Genomic DNA, 18,229 nt, shown 5'->3' on the forward strand with positions numbered 1-18,229 from the left:
AGCCCCGCCGACACCTAGCGTCTCCGCCCGTGAGCCGTGACCTTCACAGACTATCGCCCCGCGTCCGCGCGGCGCTCGGGGATCGCGACGTCATCGTGTTCGACGGCGTCTGCGTCCTCTGTTCGCGCTTCTTCCGCTTCGTACTGCGCCATGACCGGGCCCAGCGCTTCGCCTTCGTGACGGCGCAATCCGATCTCGGGCAGGCCATGTATCGCGACCTCGGGCTGCCGACCGACATGTTCGAGACGAACCTCGTGATCGTGGACGCACGCATCCACGAACGTCTCGACGCCTTCGGCGCGGCGATGTCCGCACTGGGCTGGCCCTGGCGGGCGCTGGCGGTGGCGCGCCTTATTCCCGAGCCGCTTCGCTCCGGCCTCTATCACCGGATCGCGCGCAACCGATACCGGATCTTCGGGCGGACCGAGAGCTGCATGATCCCCGCGCCGGACGTTCGCGCCCGCTTCCTCGACCTCGGGCGCGCCGCGTGACCAGCCTGATCGCGCGTGCGATGGGTCCGGCCTTCGACGATCTGCCCGCACCCCTGCGCGCGTTGCACGGTCGGGGCGGCCTCTGGCGCGGAACCGCGACGGTAGAGACCGGCGGCACCCTGGCCCGCCGCATCACGCGGGCGATGGGGCTGCCGACGGTTGCGGGGACCGGGCCGTTCAGCCTCGAGATCGCCGCAGACGGACGCGACGAGGTCTGGACGCGCCGCTTCGGGACCCATGTCTTCGCGTCCCGTCTCGGGCCCGGCCCGGACGGCACCGTGCTCGAACGGATCGGCGCGATCCGCGTCCAAATGCGCCCCGAGCCCGTGCCGGACGGATTGCGGTTGCGGTTGCGGATCATCGGCGCGGGCATCGGCCTCGTGATGGCACCCGCCCGCCTCGTGGGCGAAGGCGGTGGCCTCGAGACGGCCGAGGGACGCGGGCTGCGGTTCGATGTCGGCGGCCATGCGCCCGGCCTCGGCCGCGTCATCCGCTATCACGGCGTGCTGGAACCCGATTGATGCAGACGACGATCACCATTCGAACCGGCGGTCCCGGACTGACCGAATTCACCGACCGTGTCGCGGCATGGCTTCCATCGGAGGACGGGCTTCTGACGCTGTTCGTGCGGCACACCTCCTGCTCGATCCTCATTCAGGAGAATGCCGACCCCGAGGTACAGGCCGACCTCCAGACTTGGCTCCACCGTACGGTCCCTCCGACCACCGACCCGGCGATGGCGGACCTGACCCACACCTACGAAGGCCCCGACGACATGCCGGGGCATATCAAGGCGGCGCTCCTGCCGGTCTCGCTCCAGATCCCGGTCGCGGCGGGGCGGATGCGCCTCGGGACCTGGCAGGGGATCTATCTCTGGGAACATCGCGACCGGCCCCATCGCCGCGAGGTGGTGCTGCATTTCCGGGCGGACTGACGCCTTGCCTCACAACCGATGGGGGGGCAAAGTGGCGCCGCATCCAATGCTGGTCGCGGCCCCCATATCTCGGGGTCGCCGAAGGAGACGCCCATGCGCTGCCCGTTCTGCGGAAACGTCGACACCCAGGTGAAGGACTCGCGCCCGGCCGAGGATCACGTCGCCATCCGGCGTCGGCGCTTCTGCCCGGCCTGCGGCGGGCGGTTCACCACCTACGAACGCGTCCAACTGCGCGACCTGGTCGTCATCAAGTCCAACGGCAAGCGCGAGGAGTTCGATCGCGACAAGCTCGAGCGTTCGATCCGCATCTCGATGCAGAAGCGCCCGGTCGACCCCGAGCGGATCGACCAGATGATCTCGGGGATCGTGCGGCGGCTGGAAAGCATGGGCGAAACGGACATCCCGTCGAAATCCATCGGCGAGATCGTGATGGAGAGCCTCGCCCGGATCGACACGGTCGCCTATGTGCGCTTCGCCAGCGTTTACAAGAACTTCCAGGCCGCCGACGATTTCGAGGATTTCGTCGAGAAGCTGCGCCCGCCCGACACCGACGCATGAGGGACGACGCCGCCTGGATGGACGCCGCGCTGGCCTTGGCCGCGCGGGGCCTCGGGCGCGTCTGGCCGAACCCGGCGGTCGGTTGCGTGATCGTGGCCAAGGGCCGCGTCGTCGGGCGCGGCGTCACCGCGGATGGCGGTCGGCCCCATGCCGAAACTGTCGCGCTGGCGCAGGCCGGGGACGAAGCGCGGGGCGCCACGGCTTACGTGACGCTTGAACCCTGTGCCCATCATGGCCAAACCCCACCCTGCGCCGAGGCGCTGATCACGGCCGGGATCGCGCGGGTCGTCATTGCCCAGCAGGATCCCGATCCGCGCGTAGATGGTGGCGGGATCGCGCGGCTGCGCGCGGCCGGGATCGCGGTGACGCTCGGGGTGCGCGAAGCCGCGGCGGGCGGGCATCATGCCGGGTTCCTCAGCCGGATCAGGCGGGGCCGTCCGATGCTGACGCTGAAGCTCGCGGCGACGCTCGACGGGCGGATCGCCACGGCCAGCGGCGAGAGCCGGTGGATCACCGGGCCGGTCGCCCGCGCCCATGTCCACGCCCAGCGCGCGTGCCACGACGCCGTTCTGGTGGGTGCCGGGACGGTGCTCGCCGACGACCCGAGGCTCGACGTGCGCGGCATGGGGACCCTGCCGCAACCGGTGCGCGTGGTGCTGTCGCGGCGACTGTCCCTGCCTTCGGACGCGCGGATCTTCGACGGGACGGGCGCGCCGGTCTGGCTGCTGCACGGGGCGGCCCCTGCCGAGGCGATGCGTGCGTTCGAGGGTCGGGCGACGCTCCTGCCCTGCCCCACCGGCGAGGGTGGGCAGATCGAACTGGAGACGGCGCTGCGGGTGCTGGGCGACCGGGGGCTGACGCGCGTCTATTGTGAGGGGGGTGGCTCGCTCGCCGCGTCGCTTCTGGCCGCCGGGCTGGTGGATCGGCTGGACGTCTACACCGCCGGGGCCGCGATCGGCGCCGAGGGCGTGCCCGCGCTCGGGGCGATGGGCCTCAGCGCGCTGGCCGACGCGCCGCGCCTGCGCCTTCGCGACGTGCGCGCGCTCGGGCCGGACGTGCTGCATCGCTGGCAGGCGAAGGATCCGGCGGCGGACGCCACCTGATCCCAGCCGAAAGGTCCGTGCGTCAGAGCGCGCCCTTCAGCGCATCCGCCAGGTCCACCCGCTCCCACGAGAAGCCGCCATCGGCATCGGGCGAACGCCCGAAATGGCCATAGGCCGCTGTCCGCTGGTAGATCGGCTTGTTGAGACCCAGATGCTCGCGGATGCCGCGCGGCGTCAGGTCCATGACGGATGCGACCGCGCGCTCGATCTCGGCCTCGGGCGTCTCGCCGGTGCCGTGGGTGTCGACGTAGATCGAAAGCGGCTTGGCCACCCCGATCGCATAGCTGAGCTGCAGCGTGCAGCGCGTGGCCAGCCCGGCGGCCACGACGTTCTTGGCCAGGTAGCGCGCCGCATAGGCCGCCGAGCGGTCGACCTTGGTCGGGTCCTTGCCCGAGAACGCGCCGCCGCCATGGGGCGCGGCCCCGCCATAGGTGTCGACGATGATCTTGCGCCCGGTCAGGCCTGCGTCGCCATCCGGCCCGCCGATAACGAAGGTGCCGGTCGGGTTGACCCACCATTCGGTGGCCTCGGTGATCCAGCCCGACGGCAGAACCTCGCGGATATAGGGCTCGACGATGGCGCGGATGTCGTCGGAGCTCTGGTCCTCGCTCTCGTGCTGGGTCGAGAGCACGATGGACGTGACCTCGACCGGCTTGCCGTCCTCGTAGCGGAGCGTCAGCTGCGACTTCGCGTCGGGACGCAGCGCGGTCTCGGTCCCGTCCTTGCGGACCTCGGCCAGCCGTCGCAGGATCGCATGGCTGTACTGGATCGGGGCGGGCATCAGCTCGGGCGTCTCGTCGACCGCATAGCCGAACATGATGCCCTGATCGCCCGCGCCCTCGTCCTTGTCGGCCTTGGCGTCCACGCCCTGCGCGATATGGGCGGATTGTTCGTGCAGGAAGTTCAGGACGTGGCAGGTGTTCCAGTGGAACTGTTCCTGCTCGTAGCCGATATCCTTGATGCAATCGCGCGCGATGCCCGAGATGCGGCCCATGTAGTTCTTCAGCCGCTCCTGATCCGAGAGACCGACCTCGCCGCCGACCACGACCATGCCCGAGGTGGCGAAGGTCTCGCAGGCGACGCGCGCCTCGGGCTCTTCGGCGAGGAAGGCGTCAAGGACGGCATCGGAGATGCGGTCGCAGACCTTGTCCGGATGGCCCTCGGACACGGATTCCGAGGTGAAGGAGAAGTTCTTGCGCGAGGACATGGGGTGCTCCGATATTCTAGGCGCGCCCCGTCAGGAAGCCGTTGGGGCAGTGGAGGACACCGCTATGTGCGTTCCCCCGCCCGTTCAACCGCATTCCGGCGTCGAAGGGTGAAAAGCGCGCTCGCGAGGGCCGCGAGCAACAGGAGCGGAGCCCAATCGCCAGTGGCCATGTAGGGCGTCGGCGGCAGCGCGCCGGGCAGGGCCACGTCGAGATGGCCCGCCTCGCCCAAGGGCAGCGCGGCAAGCAGGCGCCCGCGCGCATCGATCGCCGCGGACACCCCGGTATTGGCCGCCCGGAGCAGCGGCAGCCCGCTTTCGGCGGCGCGCAGGCGGGCGAGGGCCAGGTGCTGCTGCGGCCCGAAGCGGGTGCCGAACCAGGCATCGTTGGTCAAGTGCAGGATCGCTGTGGGCCGATCGACACGCCGCAGATCCTGCGGGAAAATCGCCTCGTAGCAGATCATCGGGATGACCGATCCGACGCTGGGCAGATCGAAGGTGATCGGACCCGGACCGGGCGCGTAAACCCCCGCCAGCCGCGCGGCCAGCGGCCCGATCCCGATCGCGTCAAAGAGCGGCGCGACGGGCAGGAACTCCCCGAACGGCACGAGCCGGTGCTTGTCATAGGTCAGCGTGACCTTGCCCGCCCCGTCGAGCAGGACCATCGTGTTGCGGGGTGCACCATCGGTATCGTAGCGCTGCGCGCCGACCACGACCGGCAGGCCGCCGGCGGCCGAAGCGATCATCGGGCGCACGGCTTCGCTGTAACGGAGAAGCTGCGGCAGCGCGGTCTCGGGCCAGACGACCGCGTCGATCTCGCCGGGGGATGCCGTTTCCTCGAGGCCACGGCGGAAGAATGTGCCGACCCAGTCCGGGTCCCATTTCAGGTGTTGGGGTGCATTAGGCTGCACCAACCGGATGACGGGCGCGTTCGCCGCCGTCTCCGGCGCGGGCGGCAAGACCGCCGCGACACCGAACGGCAGAACCCAAAGGCCGAGGCCCAGCGCGATCGCGACCGCCCGCCGCGTCGCGATCAGGCCCGCGCCGAGCAGGATCGCGATCCCCAGCCCATGCGCGCCCATCAGGGCTGCGGCGGGCAGTGCGGGCGAGCCGATCAGCACATGCCCCGGCAGCGCCCACGGGAAGCCGGTCAGAAGGTATGAGCGCAGAAGCTCGACCGCGGCGAGCGCCACCGCCACGCCGACCGGCCCCCCCAGGATCCGCGCCCCGAACCAGCCCGCAATCCCCCACATCAGCCCGAAGCCAAGCGCGACACCGCCCAGCGCCACAGGCGCGAGCCACGCGGTCGCCGCCGCGTCCACCTGGAACGGCTCGGTGATCCAGAGAAGGGCAATGGCGAAATGCGCGGCCCCGAAGGCCAGCCCGGCGAGGAATGGCCAGCGCAACTGCGCGATGGCCGACACGCCGAGCAGATAGGCCGGGATCGCCACCCACCACAGCGACCAAGGCGCTTGACCCAGGGCCGCGACGAGACCGGCCGCGACGGGCACCATCGAGCGCAGAACGAGCATCAGGCGGCGGCGGGCATCCGAAGGCGCAGGCGCTTGATGCGGCGGGGATCGGCGTCGACGACCTCGATCTCGGCGCCCGAGGGATGGGGAATGACCTCGCCCCGCTCGGGCACGCGTCCGGCGAGCATAAAGACGAGACCCCCCAGCGTGTCGATCTCCTCCTCGTCCTCCGGGGCCACCAGCTTGAAGCCGATTTCGTCCTGGAAGTCGTCGATCGGCGTCCGCGCCAGCGCGAGGTAGCAGCCGGATTTCTCCTGCCGCCAGAACTTGCCCTCGTCCTGGTCGTGTTCGTCCTCGATCTCGCCCAGCACCTGTTCGATCAGGTCCTCGAGCGTCACCAGCCCGTCCACGCCACCATATTCGTCGATCACCAATGCCATATGGATGCGCTGCGTCTGCATCTTGGTCAGCAGCACGCCGATCGGCATCGAGGGCGGCGCGTAGATCAGGGTGCGCAGCAGCGGCCGCATGTCGAAGGGCTTCTCGCGGTCGCCGTTGAACCCGTGGTTCAGCGCCAGATCCTTGAGATGGATCATGCCGACCGGGTCATCCAGCGTCCCCTCGAAGACCGGGATCCGCGTCAGGCCGCTGTCGCGGAACCGCGCCACCAGATCGGGCAGCGAGATATCGACGGGCACGGCCACGACTTCGGCGCGCGGGATCAGCACGTCGTCTAGCCGCTTGAGACGCAGGTTGAGAAGGCCGGGCATCGGCGTCGCGGCCTCCGCGCCGTTGTCGGCATCGCTCCGGGGATCGGGGGTCAACCCGCCGAATACGCGGGCGAAGAAGCCGGGGCGGCCGCTCATATTGGCGGGTTCGGCGTCGCTCTGAGTGTCGTCCTGCGCGCCGGGCGCGGCGCTAGACGATCCGTCGTTGTCCATTGGACCCGTCGGCCCTCCATCAAGGTCGGCTCAACCGCCGACTGGCTTCAATATATCGTCTGCATAGGGATCGGGAAGGCCCAATTCGGTCAGGATGCGAACCTCCGCCGCTTCCATGCGCCGGGCCTCGTCGTCATCCTCGTGATCGTGGCCCAGAAGGTGCAGCACCGCATGCACGAGAAGATGGGTGACATGGGCGGCGAAGGGCTTGCCCTGCGCCTCCGCCTCGCGCGTGCAGGTCTCGAAGGCGATGGCGATATCGCCCAGTTCGGGATCGCGGGGGGCGCGGTCGGGGTGGCGCTCCTCGGACGGCCAGCTCAGCACATTGGTCGGCACGGGCTTGCCCCGGAAATCGGCATTCAGGGCAGCGATACGCGTGTCGTTGCAGCCCAAAACGGCGACCTCATGCGCGTCGGGGTCGAGGCCGCTGGCCGCCAGTGCTGCGGGCACCGCGATGTCCGCCAGCCGCTCCAGATCAGTCCAGCGCGGGTCCTCGACAAGCACATCGACGCTCATTCCACCATGAACCCCCACCCGGTCGGCACCCAGCCATAGCGGAGCGCGGCCTCGGTCGTCCGCACCTCCTCGGCACGGATCGCGTCCAGCGTCAGGTCCATGGTCGGCGTCTGCGCCTCGATCACCTCGGCCTCTCCGCTGTCCTCGTCCGCTTCATAATGCTCGATCTCGAAGCCCCGATCCTCGAGCCAGCCGATGAACTCGGTCGCGTCCGCCTCCGGGCCGGGTACGAAATGCAGGTCCAGCCGCGCGGCGGCGGGCATCCGGGGGTCCGCCGAGAACGCGGCCCATTGCCGCTCGGTCTCGGCTTCCTGCGCGGCGTAGTCGAACCCGCTCATCCGACGAGTGCCTGCACGCCGAGGGCCGCGACCGGCAGGAAGAGCAGGCCCTGCGGCAGGCGGCGGATCGTCGTGCCCAGGACCGGTATCGCCATGATGCCGCCCACCGACACGGCCGCCGCCAGCAGCGTCCCGGCCAGCACCAGGTCCGTCCGGCCCGACCAGCCGCCCCAGAGGAGCAGTACCGCCATCGTGACGAGCGCCGACGTCACCATGTGCCAGCACATCCACATCGTCTCTCGGACGACCGGCGGCATGGTCCGGTCCGCCCGCAGAGGTCGCGCCACCTCGCGCCCGCCGATCCAGACATGGACCGCAGCCCAGACCGCCGCGATGGCGCCGGCGATCAGCGCGCCGATCATTCGCGTCCCGATGTCTCGCGCAAGGTACGGGCCGCCTCGCGTCGAGTGTCGTCCGCCTCGTAGGCGGTGATGATCTTGGCCACGAGCGGATGGCGCACCACGTCCGTCGCGGTGAAGTAGTTGAAGCTGATGCCGGACACGCCGTCCAGGATATGCTCGGCGTCGCGCAGACCCGATTGGACACCGCGCGGCAGATCGACCTGGCTCCGGTCGCCCGTGATCGCCATCCGGCTCCCCTGCCCCAGACGGGTCAGAAACATCTTCATCTGCATCGTGGTCGCGTTCTGCGCCTCGTCGAGGATGACGAAGGCATTCGACAGCGTCCGCCCGCGCATGAAGGCCAGCGGCGCGATCTCGACCCGCTTCTCCTCGCGCAGCTTCTGGAGCTGCTTGCCCGGCAGGAAGTCGGCCAGCGCGTCGTAGAGCGGCTGCATGTAGGGGTCGACCTTCTCGTCCTGCGTCCCCGGCAGGAAGCCGAGCTTCTCGCCCGCCTCGACGGCCGGGCGGGTCAGGATGATCTTGTCGACCTCGCCCTGGATGAACTTCGACACCGCGACGGCGACGGCGATGTAGGTCTTGCCGGTGCCAGCAGGTCCGATCCCGAAGGTCAGCTCATGCTCGAGAAGCGCGCGCGTATAGGCCTTCTGTGCCTCGGTGCGCGGCTCCATCGTCTTCTTGCGGGTGCGGATCTCGAGACCGGGGGTGGCTGGGAACATCTCTTCCTGGTCGCCGGGCCGGGCCTCGCCGTCATCCGCCCGCAGGCGGATCAGCGCGTCGATGGCCCCCATGTCGACCTGCTTGCCCGCCTCGAGCCGGGCATAGAGCGCGTTGAGCACCCGCTCGCCCTCGGACGCGGCCTCGCCATGCACCACGAGCGTGTTGCCGCGATTGACGACCTGAACCCCGAGCAATTGCTCGATCTGGGCCAGATGGGCGCCGCCGGGACCGACGAGGTCGATCATGAGGCGATTGTCGGGAAAATCGAGCTGGATCGCCAGCGCGGTCTCGGGAGAGGCGGTCGGGGCCAAATGTCATTCCTCGTCAGGGGCAGTCTGGTGATATGGGGTGTCGCGCCGCGATCCGATACCCCGAACGTGACAGGGCCGCGACGTCTCCGCCGCGGCCCCGATCTCAGGCGTCCGGCGCATGTTCAAATCGGGTCGTTGATATCCGAACCCGCCCGGAACGGGCCGGTCACGTATTCCGGGGGTGCCACGCCTTCATTGCAAACGGGGCGGCCGGTTTGCGGGTCGTAGCGCGTCGACAGGTAGCCCTCGACCCCATCGTCGATCAGCCAGGCTTGGCAGCCGCGCGGATCGACCCAAATGCCAGGCGTCAGCTCCTGAAGCGAGGAGCGGCCGATCAGCTGGCCATCGACCGTCTTGTCGCGGCTGTTATCGGTATCGCAGGCGGCGAGGACGCCGACACAGGCGGCGAGTCCGAGGAAATGCGTGGTCTTCATGCTCAATGCCCCTTCGGCGCGCCGGCGCAGACGGGCCTGCCGTTGCCGCGCAGATGCGGCGTCATGTATCCCTCGACCCCGTCATCCATGACCCAATGCTCGCACCCGTCCGGATCGATCCAGATCGTCGGGGTGTAGCGTTCCGCGAGGATGCGCCGTTCGGTCCCGCCGGGCGCGATGCGACCCCGCCGCCAGATGCCTTCGCCATTGGGGCCAGGCATGAAGGTCCAGACATTTCCGCTGCCGTCCTGGCCCACATCGCCGACATTCTGCGCGGATGCCGGTGCCGTGAGCGTCGCGACGGCTGCGACGAGGACGGCAGCGACCGTCCTGATGGTTGAAGATCCGTGACGAGACACGCGGCGGCCCCCCTTGTGAAACCTTGGGTCACGGGCACGAGCCTTCGGCAGATCCGGCAGATACCGGGCGCTGGCAGGCGGCCCTTGGGGAAACACTAGCAAAGATGCCGGGGGTGCAAACCCCAAAACCCGTCGGATGCGCCGGAATCACCGGCGGCGCAGCGGCGGCTCGGTCGCGAGGATGTACTGCATCGCCTGCCCCATCGCGGCGGTGTTGCCGACATAGCGCTCGTCGCGGCAGATCCGGTTGCCGATGGCCCAGGCTCGGTCCGAGCTGTAGCCCGCCTTCGTCAGGTCATCGAGGAACACGCCCATCGGACGGTCCCAGATCACCCCCGGCAGCGCATAGCGCGCACAGCTGACCTGGATCGAGACGGGGGCCTTTGCCGCACGGGCATGGCCCGCCGCCTCGGCCTGCGGCGCGGCGGCGAAGGACAGGCACAGCGCACCGATGGCCGCGGCGAAGGTGGGGACGGGAAAACAGACGGACATGGGGCAGACTCCGAACGGGATACGGGCCGCCGGCAGGGCGGACCAAGGCAGATCCGTTCGACTATGGCCGCCTTCTCCGAGTCGGGAAAGCAATGTGTGAACAAAACGTTAATCAACCCGCGATCTGCGAAACGCTGTCGTCGGCGGGCGTCGATTGGTTCCGAACCCGCGACGCGGCGCGGGGTCCGGGCAGGTCAGACGAGGACCGCCGCGAGTGAATTCGCCTTCGATTCGGTGATCCGCACGCCGGCAATCCGGCCCAGCAGCGCGTCCGGCGCGTCGGCATGGACCGCCATCAGGTGCTCGGACTTGCCGACGAGCTGGCCCGGCTCGCGGCCCGCCTTCTCGAAAAGGACCGTCGTCTCGCGTCCGACCATCGCGGCCTGCGCTTCGGCCTGCTGTTGTGCGATCAGGGCCTGAAGGCGGTGCAGACGCTCGACCGCGACGGCCTGCTCGGGCGCGTCCTTTTCGGCGGCCGGTGTGCCCGGCCGCGCCGAGTAGCGGAACGTGTAGGCGGCGGCGTAGCGCACGCGCCGCACCAGATCGAGCGTCGCCTCGAAATCGGCCTCGGTCTCGCCGGGGAAGCCCACGATGAAATCCCCCGACAGCGCAAGATCCGGCCGCGCGGCACGCAGGCGGTCGACGATGGCGAGGTAGCTCTCGGCGGTGTGCTTGCGGTTCATCGCCTTCAGGATGCGGTCCGATCCCGACTGCACCGGCAGATGGAGGTAGGGCATCAGTTCGGGCACCTCGGCATGGGCGGCGATCAGGTCGTCCGTCATGTCGTTCGGGTGGGAGGTCGTGAAGCGGATGCGATCCAACCCGTCGATCCCCGCCATCTCGCGGATCAGGCGGCCGAGGCTCCAGACGCCGCCCGGCCCCTCGCCGTGGTAGCCGTTGACGTTCTGGCCCAGCAGCGTGATCTCGCGGACGCCGCGCGCCACAAGGGCCCGCGCCTCACCCAGAAGCCGGTCGACGGGGCGCGAGACTTCGGCCCCGCGCGTGTACGGCACGACGCAGAAGGCGCAGAACTTGTCGCAGCCCTCCTGCACGGTCAGGAAGGCGCTCGGCCGCGCGGCGGGCGTGCGCAGCTTGGGCAGGTGGTCGAACTTGTCCTCCTCGGGCATGTCCGTATCGATGGCGGTCGACCCGCCCTCGACCGCGCGCACCATGTCCGGCAGGCGGTGATAGGTCTGCGGTCCGACCACCAGATCGACGAGCGGCTGGCGCGCGACGATCTCGGCGCCCTCGGCCTGGGCGACGCAGCCCGCGACGCCGATCTTCAGATCGGGCTTGGCGTCGCGCAGCGGACGCAGGCGGCCGAGGTCGGAATAGACCTTCTCGGCGGCCTTCTCGCGGATATGGCAGGTGTTCAGCAGGATCAGGTCCGCATCCTCGGGCCGGTCCGTCACCTCGTAGCCGGACGGCGCCAGCGCCTCGGCCATGCGCTCGCTGTCGTAGACGTTCATCTGGCAGCCATAGGTCTTGACGTGCAGCTTCTTCGGCGCGGTCATCACGGATCTCCGGGGGCGGGCATGCGTGGCGGCAATAGCGCAGCGCAGCCCGACCCACAACGCGGGGGTGTTGCGCGGGCGCGGGGCTTGCACGAATGTGCCGCGAAACACGGGACGGGCCGCATGGATTTCACCTCGATCGAGGATCTCGCCGCGCGCGGCGGCGCGCTGGGGGCCGGCCCCGCGCTGATGCTGATCTGCGAGGACGAGGTCGAGATCGAAAGCACGATCCGGCATCACCTCACGGCGGGGTTCGGGGCGATCGTGCTGGCCGTGCCGCCCGGTATCGCCCTGCCCGATCCGCTGCCGGAGGGGGTTCACCGCCTCTCGCTGGATCGCCGCCCCGCGGCAATGACGACGGTCTGCGTCAACGCGCTGATCCGGGCGCGGCCGCCGGGGGCGTGGACGGGCTACGCCTACAACGCCGAATACCTGTTCCACCCGTTCGCCGAGACACGCCGGATCGGCGAGGCGATGGCCTTCTGCACCGAGGAACGGCGTGACGCGATCCTCTGCTTCGTCATCGACCTTTATGCCGGGACGCTCGACGAAGGATCGGTCGGCGTGGACCGCGAGGACGCGTGGATCGACGAGGCCGGATATTTCGCGCTCCGCCGCGACAGCCATGACGACAGCGGCCCGAAGGAGCGGCAACTCGACTTCTTCGGCGGGTTGCGCTGGCGGTTCGACGAGCACGTGCCCCCCGACCGCCGCCGCATCGATCGTGCGGCGCTGTTCCGGGCGCGGCCCGACCTCGTGCTGCGCCCCGACCACACGCTCTCGGTCGAGGAGATGAACACCTATGCCTGCCCGTGGCACCACTCGATGACGGCCACGGTCGCGTCCTTCCGGGCGGCCAAGGCGCTGGCCACGAACCCCGGCTCGCGCGCCGCGATCAAGGGCTTCCGCTGGGACGGATCGGTCCGCTTCGAATGGCGGGCGCAGCAGATGATGGATCTTGGGCTGATGGAGCCGGGGCAGTGGTTCTGACGGCGAACGACTGAAACATTTGCCCTCGATCTCGTGAGGCGGCGTGGGGTGAACGTGTGTCGCCACGCGGCGGGACGACGTGTCACACCTGCATCACACCAACGCACGGAGCACGACATGACCGATACCTCACCCGCCCGTCCGGGGCTGAACGCGCAGACCCTCGGGCTGATGTTCATATCCGGGTTCGTCGCAACCTGCGCCTTCGACCTCTGGGGACAGCTCATCAGTCCGGGGCTGGGCTTCGCGAACCTGTCGCCGCATGGCCTGGCCAAGAGCCTTCTGGGCACGTTCGGCCTGCCCAACGGTGACTTCGCAGGCTACTTCGTGCATTTCTACCTCGTCGGGCTGATCGGCTACCCGATCGGCTGGCTGTTCATCTTCAAGCCGATCTGGTCGCGGGTCGTGGGCGACATGCACTGGTTCGTGCCCTCGGCGATCTACGGCTTCGGCCTCTGGGTCTTCGCCATCGGCGGGATCACCGCGATCGCGGGCCTGCCGTTCTTCCTCAACTTCACCGGGATCACCTGGGTCGCGCTCGTGGGGCACGTCCTCTACGGGATCGTCATGGTCGCCGTGATGCAGATGCTCCGTCGCACCTGACCCCACGAAAAAAGCGCGCGCCCCCGTCTGGGGGCACGCGCCGGTCCGTAACCTCAAGGCACAGTCTCGGGGAAGGATTACACCTCGACGGTCTCGGACGTCCCTTCGATCGCGTCGGTCTTGGCACCGGGTGCGATCTCGATGCGGCGCGGCTTGAGCGCCTCGGGCACCTGACGCTCCAGCTCGACATGCAGCATGCCGTCGGCATGACTGGCGCCGGTCACGTGGACATGGTCGGCCAGCTGGAAAGTCTTCTCGAAGGCGCGGGTCGCGATGCCACGATGCAGGTAGGTGCGGCTATCGGCCTCGCCAGCCTTCTTGGCGGTGATCGTCAGCGCGTTCTCGCGCGCTTCGATGTTCAGATCGTCGGCGGTGAAGCCCGCGACGGCAATGGAGATGCGGTAGGCGTCATCGCCCAGCTTCTCGATGTTGTAGGGGGGATAGGTCGTCGCCGTATCCGCCGTCATGGCGCGGTCGACGAGATTGGCCATGCGGTCGAAGCCGACGCTGGCACGGTAGAGCGGGGTGAAATCATAGGTACGCATGTGCATCCTCACGTGAAGCGATACAGGTTGTGCCCCTCCGATGTGCGGACGGGGCGGGTGACGTCGGACCCGGAACCGGCCTCCGACGCGACTGATCTGGGAACCGGGCGGGACGCGTTCAAGGGCCCGGCGGCCCCCGCCGCGTCCTGGCCGACGGGTCGGCAGGACATCGCCCACCGACCCGTCCGTCACGGTCTGGATGTCAGGCGCCGCGTCCCGTCTCGGCCTGCAACGCGTCGATCCGCTTCGACGCATCGGCCTTGCTGAGACCCGGATCGAACGGCTCGCCCGCCTCTTCCGACAGCGTCTTGAGATAGCTGGCCTGCGCGCCCGTCATCGCCTCGTCTCCCGTGACCCAGTCATCGGGATCCTTGTCGGCATTGCCGGGCGCGTCCTGCTTGGGGGTGTCGGTCATCTGGGTCATCGGAACCTCCTCGGATGTAGATGTTCCGGTAACGTTCTGCGCCAAGGACGGTTCCCGAACGCGACACGCCCCCGACCCATGGGGCCGGGGGCGTGTCCTGCGTATCATGATCCGTGCCGTCAGGGCATCGGAACGACCGGCGCGGGCGGTGCAAAGGCCGCGACGACCGGCATGGCCGCCGCCGAGGTCCCGTCGATCACCTCGATCGCGGCCAGCACCGCGGCCGTATCCGTGGTGCCCAGGACGTTCATGACCACCTGGTCGCCGAAGCTCACCTGCACGTCCGCCCCGACGACATCGGCCGTCACGGCGGGCGCGGTGCCCCCTTCATGGAAGAGCTTGATAAGGTCCGTCCCGGCCTCGAAATCGGTCACCGTGGTGGCGTTCCCGGTCTCGATCCAGTCGCCCGCCGCGAAGGTATCGGCACCCGGCCCGCCCGCCGCGAGATCGTCGTCGCCCATCACGAAGATGTCGTCGCCCGCGAAGCCGACCATCCTGTCGCCCACATCGTCGCCGGTCTCGTTGAGATCCAGGTCGTAGAGGTTGGCATTCTCGGCGTCGTCGTCGGGGCCGACATTCTCGAACCCGATCATCACGTCGTCGCCGACACCGCCGACCAGAGTGTCGGCCCCGGTTCCGCCGGTCAGGGTGTCGTCCCCGGCCCGGCCGGTCAGGCGGTCGTTGCCCTCCAGCCCGAAGATGTCGTTGTCACCGTTGTTGCCCTCGATCGCGTCGTCCTCGGCGGTGCCGAGGGTCTGCGGGTTGACGATGGCCGGCGGCAGCGGCCCGCCGGTCTCTGGCGCCACGGCGGGTCCTTCGACCACGGACACGGTCGAGCCGTCGAAACCGGTCACGCCTTGAAGCGTCACGATCGCCTCGCCGCCCAGCGCCACGATTGTGTTGCCGTCGACCTCGGTCGTCGTCACCGCCGGAACCGCCTCGCCCGCGCCGAGCGGCGCATAGCTCAGCTCAAGCGTGTCGGCCGCGGGGTCGAAATCGGTGATCGTCCCGGTCCGGTCGGCCTCGATATAATCGCCCGTGCGGAAGGCATCCGCGCCGGTGCCGCCGGTGACCGTGTCGAAATCGCCGAACAGGATGTCGTCGTCGCCCGAGCCGCCGTTCAGGCTGTCGCCCCCGCCCTCGCGGTTGGCATAGGCGCCATCACCCTCGGGCACTTCGATGCCGTTGAGGCTGTCGTTGCCGATCCCTCCGAGCAGGGTATCCGCGCCCTCGCCGCCGACGAGTTCGTCCGCGCCGCGCTGGCCGTTGAGGAAATCGCTCTGGAAGCCCCCGTCGAGATCGTCGTCGCCACTCCCGCCGGCCAACCGGTCCGCGCCGAAGCCGCCGTCGAGCGTGTCGTCGCCGAGCCCGCCATTGAGGCTGTCGGCCCCGAGATCGCCCTTGAGGAAATCGTTCCCGCCGACGCCGTTCAGAACATCGTCGCCCGCGAAGCCGCGAATGAAGTCCGCGTTCGGCGTCCCGTCGAGAGTGTTGGCCTCCGCGTCCCCGAGGATCGCGTCGAGCGCGCCGGGATCGATGACCGGGGGCGGCCCCTCGCCGCCGCCTTCGCCACCTTCGCCGGGACCGGCAGGCGGCGCGGCCGTATTGTCGTCGTCGTCATCGAGACCGATGACCAACCCACCGAACAGCAGGACCGCGAGAGCCGCGAAGATACCCATGACCGATTCCCCCAAAACGCAATTCCGCCCTACCTCCATCTATTTTTTGCCATGATTGCAACTCTTTCGAGACATAATCGGCATCTGCGGGGACAATGCGGACGGCCCGCTCCAATCGTTTCTTAAGAAATGGTTAAGGGCGGGCTATTTCGGCTCGATGAGGTCCCACCGGTTTCCCCAGGGATCTCGCCAGACGGCGACGGTGCCGTGTGATTCGCGGCGTGGCGCCTCTTCGAAGTGGCCGCCGGCCGCCTCGATCCGGGCGGCGTCGCGGGCGAAGTCGTCGGTCCGTAGGAACAGCCCCACCCGGCCCGCGAACTGATCGCCGATGGCCGCGATCTGACGCGCGCCGTCCGCGCGGGCCAGGACGATCTCCACGTCGCCCGCGCGCATCGTGACCCACCGCTTCCGTCCCTGATCCTCGTCGGCGGTCAACGCGAAGCCGATGGCCGCGAAGAAGGTGATTGCGGGATCGTAGTCCGGCACGATCAGCGCGACCGCGCCCAGCCGCATCAGGCGCGGGTTCCGGCGAAGCGCGCGGCCCAGTCCTCGCGTTGCTCGTCGGTGATCTTCGCGAAGAGCACGTCCGGCACGGTGAACCCGTGGCCCGGCGGCAGCACGCCCATGGCCGTCGCCACATCCTCCGGCCAGCCCGGCTCGGCCCCCATCGCGTCGAGCATCGCGCCTGCCGCGTCGGGGATGAAGGGTGCCGACAGGTTGGCGTAGAGGGGGATCAGGTTCAGCGCCGTCCGGACCTGCATCGCGGCCTGTTCGGGGTCGGTCTTGAACGTGGCCCAGGGCGCGGCCTCCTGCAGATACTCGTTGCCCGCAACCCAAAGCGCCCGCAGCTCGGTCGCGGCCTTGCGGATCTCGATGCCGTCCATGTGGCTCTCGTAGCGCGCAAGCCCCTCGGCCAACCGGGTGCCCAACGCCTGCTCCGCCTCGCCCGGCGTCCCGCCCTCCGGGATCGCCTCGCCGAATTTCGAGCGGCAGAACTTGGTGATCCGGCTGACGAAATTGCCCAGCACATCGGCCAGATCCTTGTTCACGTCGGTCTGGAACGCCTCCCAGGTGAACTCGGTGTCGTTGTTCTCGGGGACGTGGGACAAGAGCCACCAGCGCCAGTAATCCGGCGGCAGGATCGCCAGCGCCTGGTCCATGAATACGCCGCGACCCTGGCTCGTCGAGAACTGGCCGCCGTCGTAATTGAGGTAGTTGAAGGACTTCAGGTAATCGACCGTCTTCCACGACTCGCCCGACCCTAGGAGCGTGGCGGGAAAGCTCAGCGTGTGGAAGGGCACGTTGTCCTTGCCCATGAACTGGACGTAGCGCACGTCCTGCGCGCCTTCGTCGGTGCGCCACCAGCGGCGCCAGTCGGCATCGCCTCGCCCCTCCGCGTCGGCCCATTCGTTGGTCGCCGCAATGTATTCGATCGGCGCGTCGAACCAGACGTAGAAGACCTTGCCCTCCATCCCGGGCCAAGGGGCGTCGCCCTTGGCCACCGGAACGCCCCAGTCAAGATCGCGGGTGATGCCACGATCCTGCAGCCCGTCGCCGTCATGGAGCCATTTCTTCGCGATGGAGGTGGTTAGCACGGGCCAGCCGACCTGTCCGTCGATCCAGGCATCCAGCCGGTCGCGCAGCTTCGATTGCAACAGGAACAGGTGCTTGGTCTCCCGCACCTCAAGGTCGGTCGAGCCCGAGATGGCCGAGCGCGGCTCGATCAGGTCGGTGGGATCGAGCTGCTTGGTGCAGTTCTCGCACTGGTCGCCACGGGCGCGGTCGTAGCCGCAATTCGGGCAGGTCCCCTCGACATAGCGGTCGGGCAAGAACCGCCCGTCGGCATTCGAGTAGACCTGGCGCGACGACCGCTCCTCAATCAGCCCGGCATCGTCCAGGCGACCCGCGAAATGCTGCGTCAGGCGATGGTTCTGGGGGCTGGACGACCGACCGAAATGATCGAAGGACAAGCGGAACCCGTCGGCGAGATCCTTCTGCACCTGCCACATCTCGGCGCAGTACTCGGCCACCGGCTTGCCGGCCTTGGCGGCGGCCAGCTCGGCCGGGGTGCCGTGCTCGTCGGTGGCGCAGATAAACATCACCTCATGCCCGCGCGCCCGCGCGTAGCGCGCGTAGAGATCGGCCGGAAGCTGCGAGCCAATCAGGTTCCCGAGATGCTTGATCCCGTTGATATACGGGATGGCTGAGGTGATCAGGGTGCGGGGCATATACGTCTCCGGAG

22 protein-coding genes, 1 pseudogene and 1 riboswitch are annotated in these 18,229 nt (G+C 68.8%); of the genes and pseudogenes, 7 read left to right on the forward strand and 16 right to left on the reverse strand.

Annotated elements, in window-relative coordinates; translation table 11 throughout:
• Positions 1 to 29: 29 nt before the first annotated feature.
• The 5 genes from ACK8OR_RS14385 to ribD all read left to right on the forward strand — a co-directional run bounded on the left by ACK8OR_RS14385 (position 30) and on the right by ribD (position 3,086).
• Positions 30 to 491: a thiol-disulfide oxidoreductase DCC family protein gene (locus tag ACK8OR_RS14385; protein ID WP_410190105.1), complete on the forward strand. Its 462-nt coding sequence runs from the start codon at positions 30 to 32 to the stop codon at positions 489 to 491.
• Entirely contained in the window at positions 488 to 1,012 is a 525-nt protein-coding gene (locus ACK8OR_RS14390) for a DUF4166 domain-containing protein (RefSeq protein ID WP_410190106.1), read from the forward strand. The genes ACK8OR_RS14385 and ACK8OR_RS14390 overlap by 4 nt, the downstream gene beginning before the upstream one ends.
• Positions 1,012 to 1,425: a secondary thiamine-phosphate synthase enzyme YjbQ gene (locus tag ACK8OR_RS14395; RefSeq protein WP_410190107.1), complete on the forward strand. Its 414-nt coding sequence runs from the start codon at positions 1,012 to 1,014 to the stop codon at positions 1,423 to 1,425. The genes ACK8OR_RS14390 and ACK8OR_RS14395 overlap by 1 nt, the downstream gene beginning before the upstream one ends.
• Before the next feature lie 93 nt (positions 1,426 to 1,518).
• Entirely contained in the window at positions 1,519 to 1,983 is a 465-nt protein-coding gene (gene nrdR, locus ACK8OR_RS14400; RefSeq protein ID WP_410190108.1) for a transcriptional regulator NrdR, read from the forward strand.
• A complete protein-coding gene (gene ribD / locus ACK8OR_RS14405; protein ID WP_410190109.1) occupies positions 1,980 to 3,086 on the forward strand; it encodes a bifunctional diaminohydroxyphosphoribosylaminopyrimidine deaminase/5-amino-6-(5-phosphoribosylamino)uracil reductase RibD in 1,107 nt (368 codons plus the stop codon). The genes nrdR and ribD overlap by 4 nt, the downstream gene beginning before the upstream one ends.
• 22 nt (positions 3,087 to 3,108) lie before the next feature.
• Here ribD and metK read toward each other — a convergent pair whose 3' ends face one another.
• The 11 genes and pseudogenes from metK to miaB form a co-directional block, all read right to left on the reverse strand.
• Complete coding sequence (metK, locus tag ACK8OR_RS14410) at positions 3,109 to 4,293, reverse strand: methionine adenosyltransferase (RefSeq protein WP_410190110.1); 1,185 nt, start codon at positions 4,291 to 4,293, stop codon at positions 3,109 to 3,111.
• 4 nt (positions 4,294 to 4,297) lie between these two features.
• Positions 4,298 to 4,346, reverse strand: a riboswitch (SAM-SAH riboswitch).
• A 9-nt stretch (positions 4,347 to 4,355) separates the two neighbouring features.
• The gene (lnt, locus tag ACK8OR_RS14415; RefSeq protein WP_410190111.1) at positions 4,356 to 5,822 is read right to left on the reverse strand and encodes an apolipoprotein N-acyltransferase; all 1,467 of its coding nucleotides are present in this window, start codon (positions 5,820 to 5,822) and stop codon (positions 4,356 to 4,358) included.
• A complete protein-coding gene (locus ACK8OR_RS14420) occupies positions 5,822 to 6,703 on the reverse strand; it encodes a hemolysin family protein (RefSeq protein WP_410190112.1) in 882 nt (293 codons plus the stop codon). The genes lnt and ACK8OR_RS14420 overlap by 1 nt, the downstream gene beginning before the upstream one ends.
• A 30-nt stretch (positions 6,704 to 6,733) precedes the next feature.
• On the reverse strand, positions 6,734 to 7,219 hold the full coding sequence (ybeY, locus tag ACK8OR_RS14425) for an rRNA maturation RNase YbeY (protein WP_410190113.1): 486 nt from the start codon (positions 7,217 to 7,219) through the stop codon (positions 6,734 to 6,736).
• Positions 7,216 to 7,557: a ribonuclease E inhibitor RraB gene (locus tag ACK8OR_RS14430; RefSeq protein ID WP_410190114.1), complete on the reverse strand. Its 342-nt coding sequence runs from the start codon at positions 7,555 to 7,557 to the stop codon at positions 7,216 to 7,218. The genes ybeY and ACK8OR_RS14430 overlap by 4 nt, the downstream gene beginning before the upstream one ends.
• Positions 7,554 to 7,919, reverse strand: a complete 366-nt coding sequence (locus ACK8OR_RS14435) for a hypothetical protein (protein ID WP_410190115.1) — start codon at positions 7,917 to 7,919, stop codon at positions 7,554 to 7,556. The genes ACK8OR_RS14430 and ACK8OR_RS14435 overlap by 4 nt, the downstream gene beginning before the upstream one ends.
• The gene (locus ACK8OR_RS14440) at positions 7,916 to 8,881 is read right to left on the reverse strand and encodes a PhoH family protein (protein WP_410190691.1); all 966 of its coding nucleotides are present in this window, start codon (positions 8,879 to 8,881) and stop codon (positions 7,916 to 7,918) included. The genes ACK8OR_RS14435 and ACK8OR_RS14440 overlap by 4 nt, the downstream gene beginning before the upstream one ends.
• Positions 8,882 to 9,069: 188 nt before the next feature.
• A complete protein-coding gene (locus ACK8OR_RS14445) occupies positions 9,070 to 9,381 on the reverse strand; it encodes a hypothetical protein (RefSeq protein WP_410190116.1) in 312 nt (103 codons plus the stop codon).
• Between the two features lie 26 nt (positions 9,382 to 9,407).
• Positions 9,408 to 9,602: pseudogene (locus ACK8OR_RS14450) on the reverse strand (hypothetical protein); the annotation flags it as partial.
• Between the two features lie 285 nt (positions 9,603 to 9,887).
• Positions 9,888 to 10,232 (reverse strand): hypothetical protein, encoded by a 345-nt coding sequence (locus ACK8OR_RS14455; RefSeq protein WP_410190117.1) that lies wholly within the window; start codon positions 10,230 to 10,232, stop codon positions 9,888 to 9,890.
• A gap of 194 nt (positions 10,233 to 10,426) precedes the next feature.
• Positions 10,427 to 11,746, reverse strand: a complete 1,320-nt coding sequence (miaB, locus tag ACK8OR_RS14460; protein WP_410190118.1) for a tRNA (N6-isopentenyl adenosine(37)-C2)-methylthiotransferase MiaB — start codon at positions 11,744 to 11,746, stop codon at positions 10,427 to 10,429.
• 123 nt (positions 11,747 to 11,869) lie between these two features.
• On the opposite strand from miaB, the gene ACK8OR_RS14465 reads away from it, so the two are divergent.
• Both ACK8OR_RS14465 and ACK8OR_RS14470 read left to right on the forward strand, forming a co-directional pair.
• Positions 11,870 to 12,736, forward strand: coding sequence for a hypothetical protein (locus tag ACK8OR_RS14465; RefSeq protein ID WP_410190119.1), 867 nt, complete (start codon positions 11,870 to 11,872; stop codon positions 12,734 to 12,736).
• A 117-nt stretch (positions 12,737 to 12,853) separates the two neighbouring features.
• Positions 12,854 to 13,339, forward strand: coding sequence for a hypothetical protein (locus ACK8OR_RS14470; RefSeq protein WP_410190120.1), 486 nt, complete (start codon positions 12,854 to 12,856; stop codon positions 13,337 to 13,339).
• Between the two features lie 77 nt (positions 13,340 to 13,416).
• On the opposite strand, the gene ACK8OR_RS14475 is transcribed toward ACK8OR_RS14470, so the two are convergent.
• The 5 genes from ACK8OR_RS14475 to metG form a co-directional block, all read right to left on the reverse strand.
• Positions 13,417 to 13,884: an Hsp20 family protein gene (locus ACK8OR_RS14475; RefSeq protein WP_410190121.1), complete on the reverse strand. Its 468-nt coding sequence runs from the start codon at positions 13,882 to 13,884 to the stop codon at positions 13,417 to 13,419.
• A 202-nt stretch (positions 13,885 to 14,086) separates the two neighbouring features.
• Positions 14,087 to 14,308 (reverse strand): DUF3072 domain-containing protein, encoded by a 222-nt coding sequence (locus ACK8OR_RS14480; RefSeq protein ID WP_298430198.1) that lies wholly within the window; start codon positions 14,306 to 14,308, stop codon positions 14,087 to 14,089.
• Positions 14,309 to 14,427: 119 nt separating this feature from the next.
• Complete coding sequence (locus ACK8OR_RS14485; protein WP_410190122.1) at positions 14,428 to 15,987, reverse strand: calcium-binding protein; 1,560 nt, start codon at positions 15,985 to 15,987, stop codon at positions 14,428 to 14,430.
• 144 nt (positions 15,988 to 16,131) lie between these two features.
• Entirely contained in the window at positions 16,132 to 16,503 is a 372-nt protein-coding gene (locus ACK8OR_RS14490) for a VOC family protein (RefSeq protein WP_410190692.1), read from the reverse strand.
• Positions 16,500 to 18,215: a methionine--tRNA ligase gene (gene metG / locus ACK8OR_RS14495; RefSeq protein WP_410190123.1), complete on the reverse strand. Its 1,716-nt coding sequence runs from the start codon at positions 18,213 to 18,215 to the stop codon at positions 16,500 to 16,502. Before metG ends, ACK8OR_RS14490 begins: the two co-directional genes overlap by 4 nt.
• Positions 18,216 to 18,229 lie beyond the last annotated feature (14 nt).

This window comes from Jannaschia halovivens (assembly GCF_046452375.1).
In the GTDB taxonomy this organism is placed as follows: domain Bacteria; phylum Pseudomonadota; class Alphaproteobacteria; order Rhodobacterales; family Rhodobacteraceae; genus Jannaschia; species Jannaschia halovivens.

What these genes read in the sequence shown, in the direction of transcription:
- ACK8OR_RS14395 (WP_410190107.1), top strand. Translation starts at nt 1,012, where the DNA reads ATGCAGACGACGATCACCATTCGAACCGGCGGTCCCGGACTGACCGAA.
- nrdR (WP_410190108.1), top strand. Translation starts at nt 1,519, where the DNA reads ATGCGCTGCCCGTTCTGCGGAAACGTCGACACCCAGGTGAAGGACTCG.
- ribD (WP_410190109.1), top strand. Translation starts at nt 1,980, where the DNA reads ATGAGGGACGACGCCGCCTGGATGGACGCCGCGCTGGCCTTGGCCGCG.
- metK (WP_410190110.1), bottom strand. Translation starts at nt 4,293, where the DNA reads ATGTCCTCGCGCAAGAACTTCTCCTTCACCTCGGAATCCGTGTCCGAG.
- lnt (WP_410190111.1), bottom strand. Translation starts at nt 5,822, where the DNA reads ATGCTCGTTCTGCGCTCGATGGTGCCCGTCGCGGCCGGTCTCGTCGCG.
- ACK8OR_RS14420 (WP_410190112.1), bottom strand. Translation starts at nt 6,703, where the DNA reads ATGGACAACGACGGATCGTCTAGCGCCGCGCCCGGCGCGCAGGACGAC.
- ybeY (WP_410190113.1), bottom strand. Translation starts at nt 7,219, where the DNA reads ATGAGCGTCGATGTGCTTGTCGAGGACCCGCGCTGGACTGATCTGGAG.
- ACK8OR_RS14430 (WP_410190114.1), bottom strand. Translation starts at nt 7,557, where the DNA reads ATGAGCGGGTTCGACTACGCCGCGCAGGAAGCCGAGACCGAGCGGCAA.
- ACK8OR_RS14435 (WP_410190115.1), bottom strand. Translation starts at nt 7,919, where the DNA reads ATGATCGGCGCGCTGATCGCCGGCGCCATCGCGGCGGTCTGGGCTGCG.
- ACK8OR_RS14440 (WP_410190691.1), bottom strand. Translation starts at nt 8,881, where the DNA reads ATGATCGACCTCGTCGGTCCCGGCGGCGCCCATCTGGCCCAGATCGAG.
- ACK8OR_RS14445 (WP_410190116.1), bottom strand. Translation starts at nt 9,381, where the DNA reads ATGAAGACCACGCATTTCCTCGGACTCGCCGCCTGTGTCGGCGTCCTC.
- ACK8OR_RS14455 (WP_410190117.1), bottom strand. Translation starts at nt 10,232, where the DNA reads ATGTCCGTCTGTTTTCCCGTCCCCACCTTCGCCGCGGCCATCGGTGCG.
- miaB (WP_410190118.1), bottom strand. Translation starts at nt 11,746, where the DNA reads ATGACCGCGCCGAAGAAGCTGCACGTCAAGACCTATGGCTGCCAGATG.
- ACK8OR_RS14465 (WP_410190119.1), top strand. Translation starts at nt 11,870, where the DNA reads ATGGATTTCACCTCGATCGAGGATCTCGCCGCGCGCGGCGGCGCGCTG.
- ACK8OR_RS14470 (WP_410190120.1), top strand. Translation starts at nt 12,854, where the DNA reads ATGACCGATACCTCACCCGCCCGTCCGGGGCTGAACGCGCAGACCCTC.
- ACK8OR_RS14475 (WP_410190121.1), bottom strand. Translation starts at nt 13,884, where the DNA reads ATGCGTACCTATGATTTCACCCCGCTCTACCGTGCCAGCGTCGGCTTC.
- ACK8OR_RS14480 (WP_298430198.1), bottom strand. Translation starts at nt 14,308, where the DNA reads ATGACCCAGATGACCGACACCCCCAAGCAGGACGCGCCCGGCAATGCC.
- ACK8OR_RS14485 (WP_410190122.1), bottom strand. Translation starts at nt 15,987, where the DNA reads ATGGGTATCTTCGCGGCTCTCGCGGTCCTGCTGTTCGGTGGGTTGGTC.
- metG (WP_410190123.1), bottom strand. Translation starts at nt 18,215, where the DNA reads ATGCCCCGCACCCTGATCACCTCAGCCATCCCGTATATCAACGGGATC.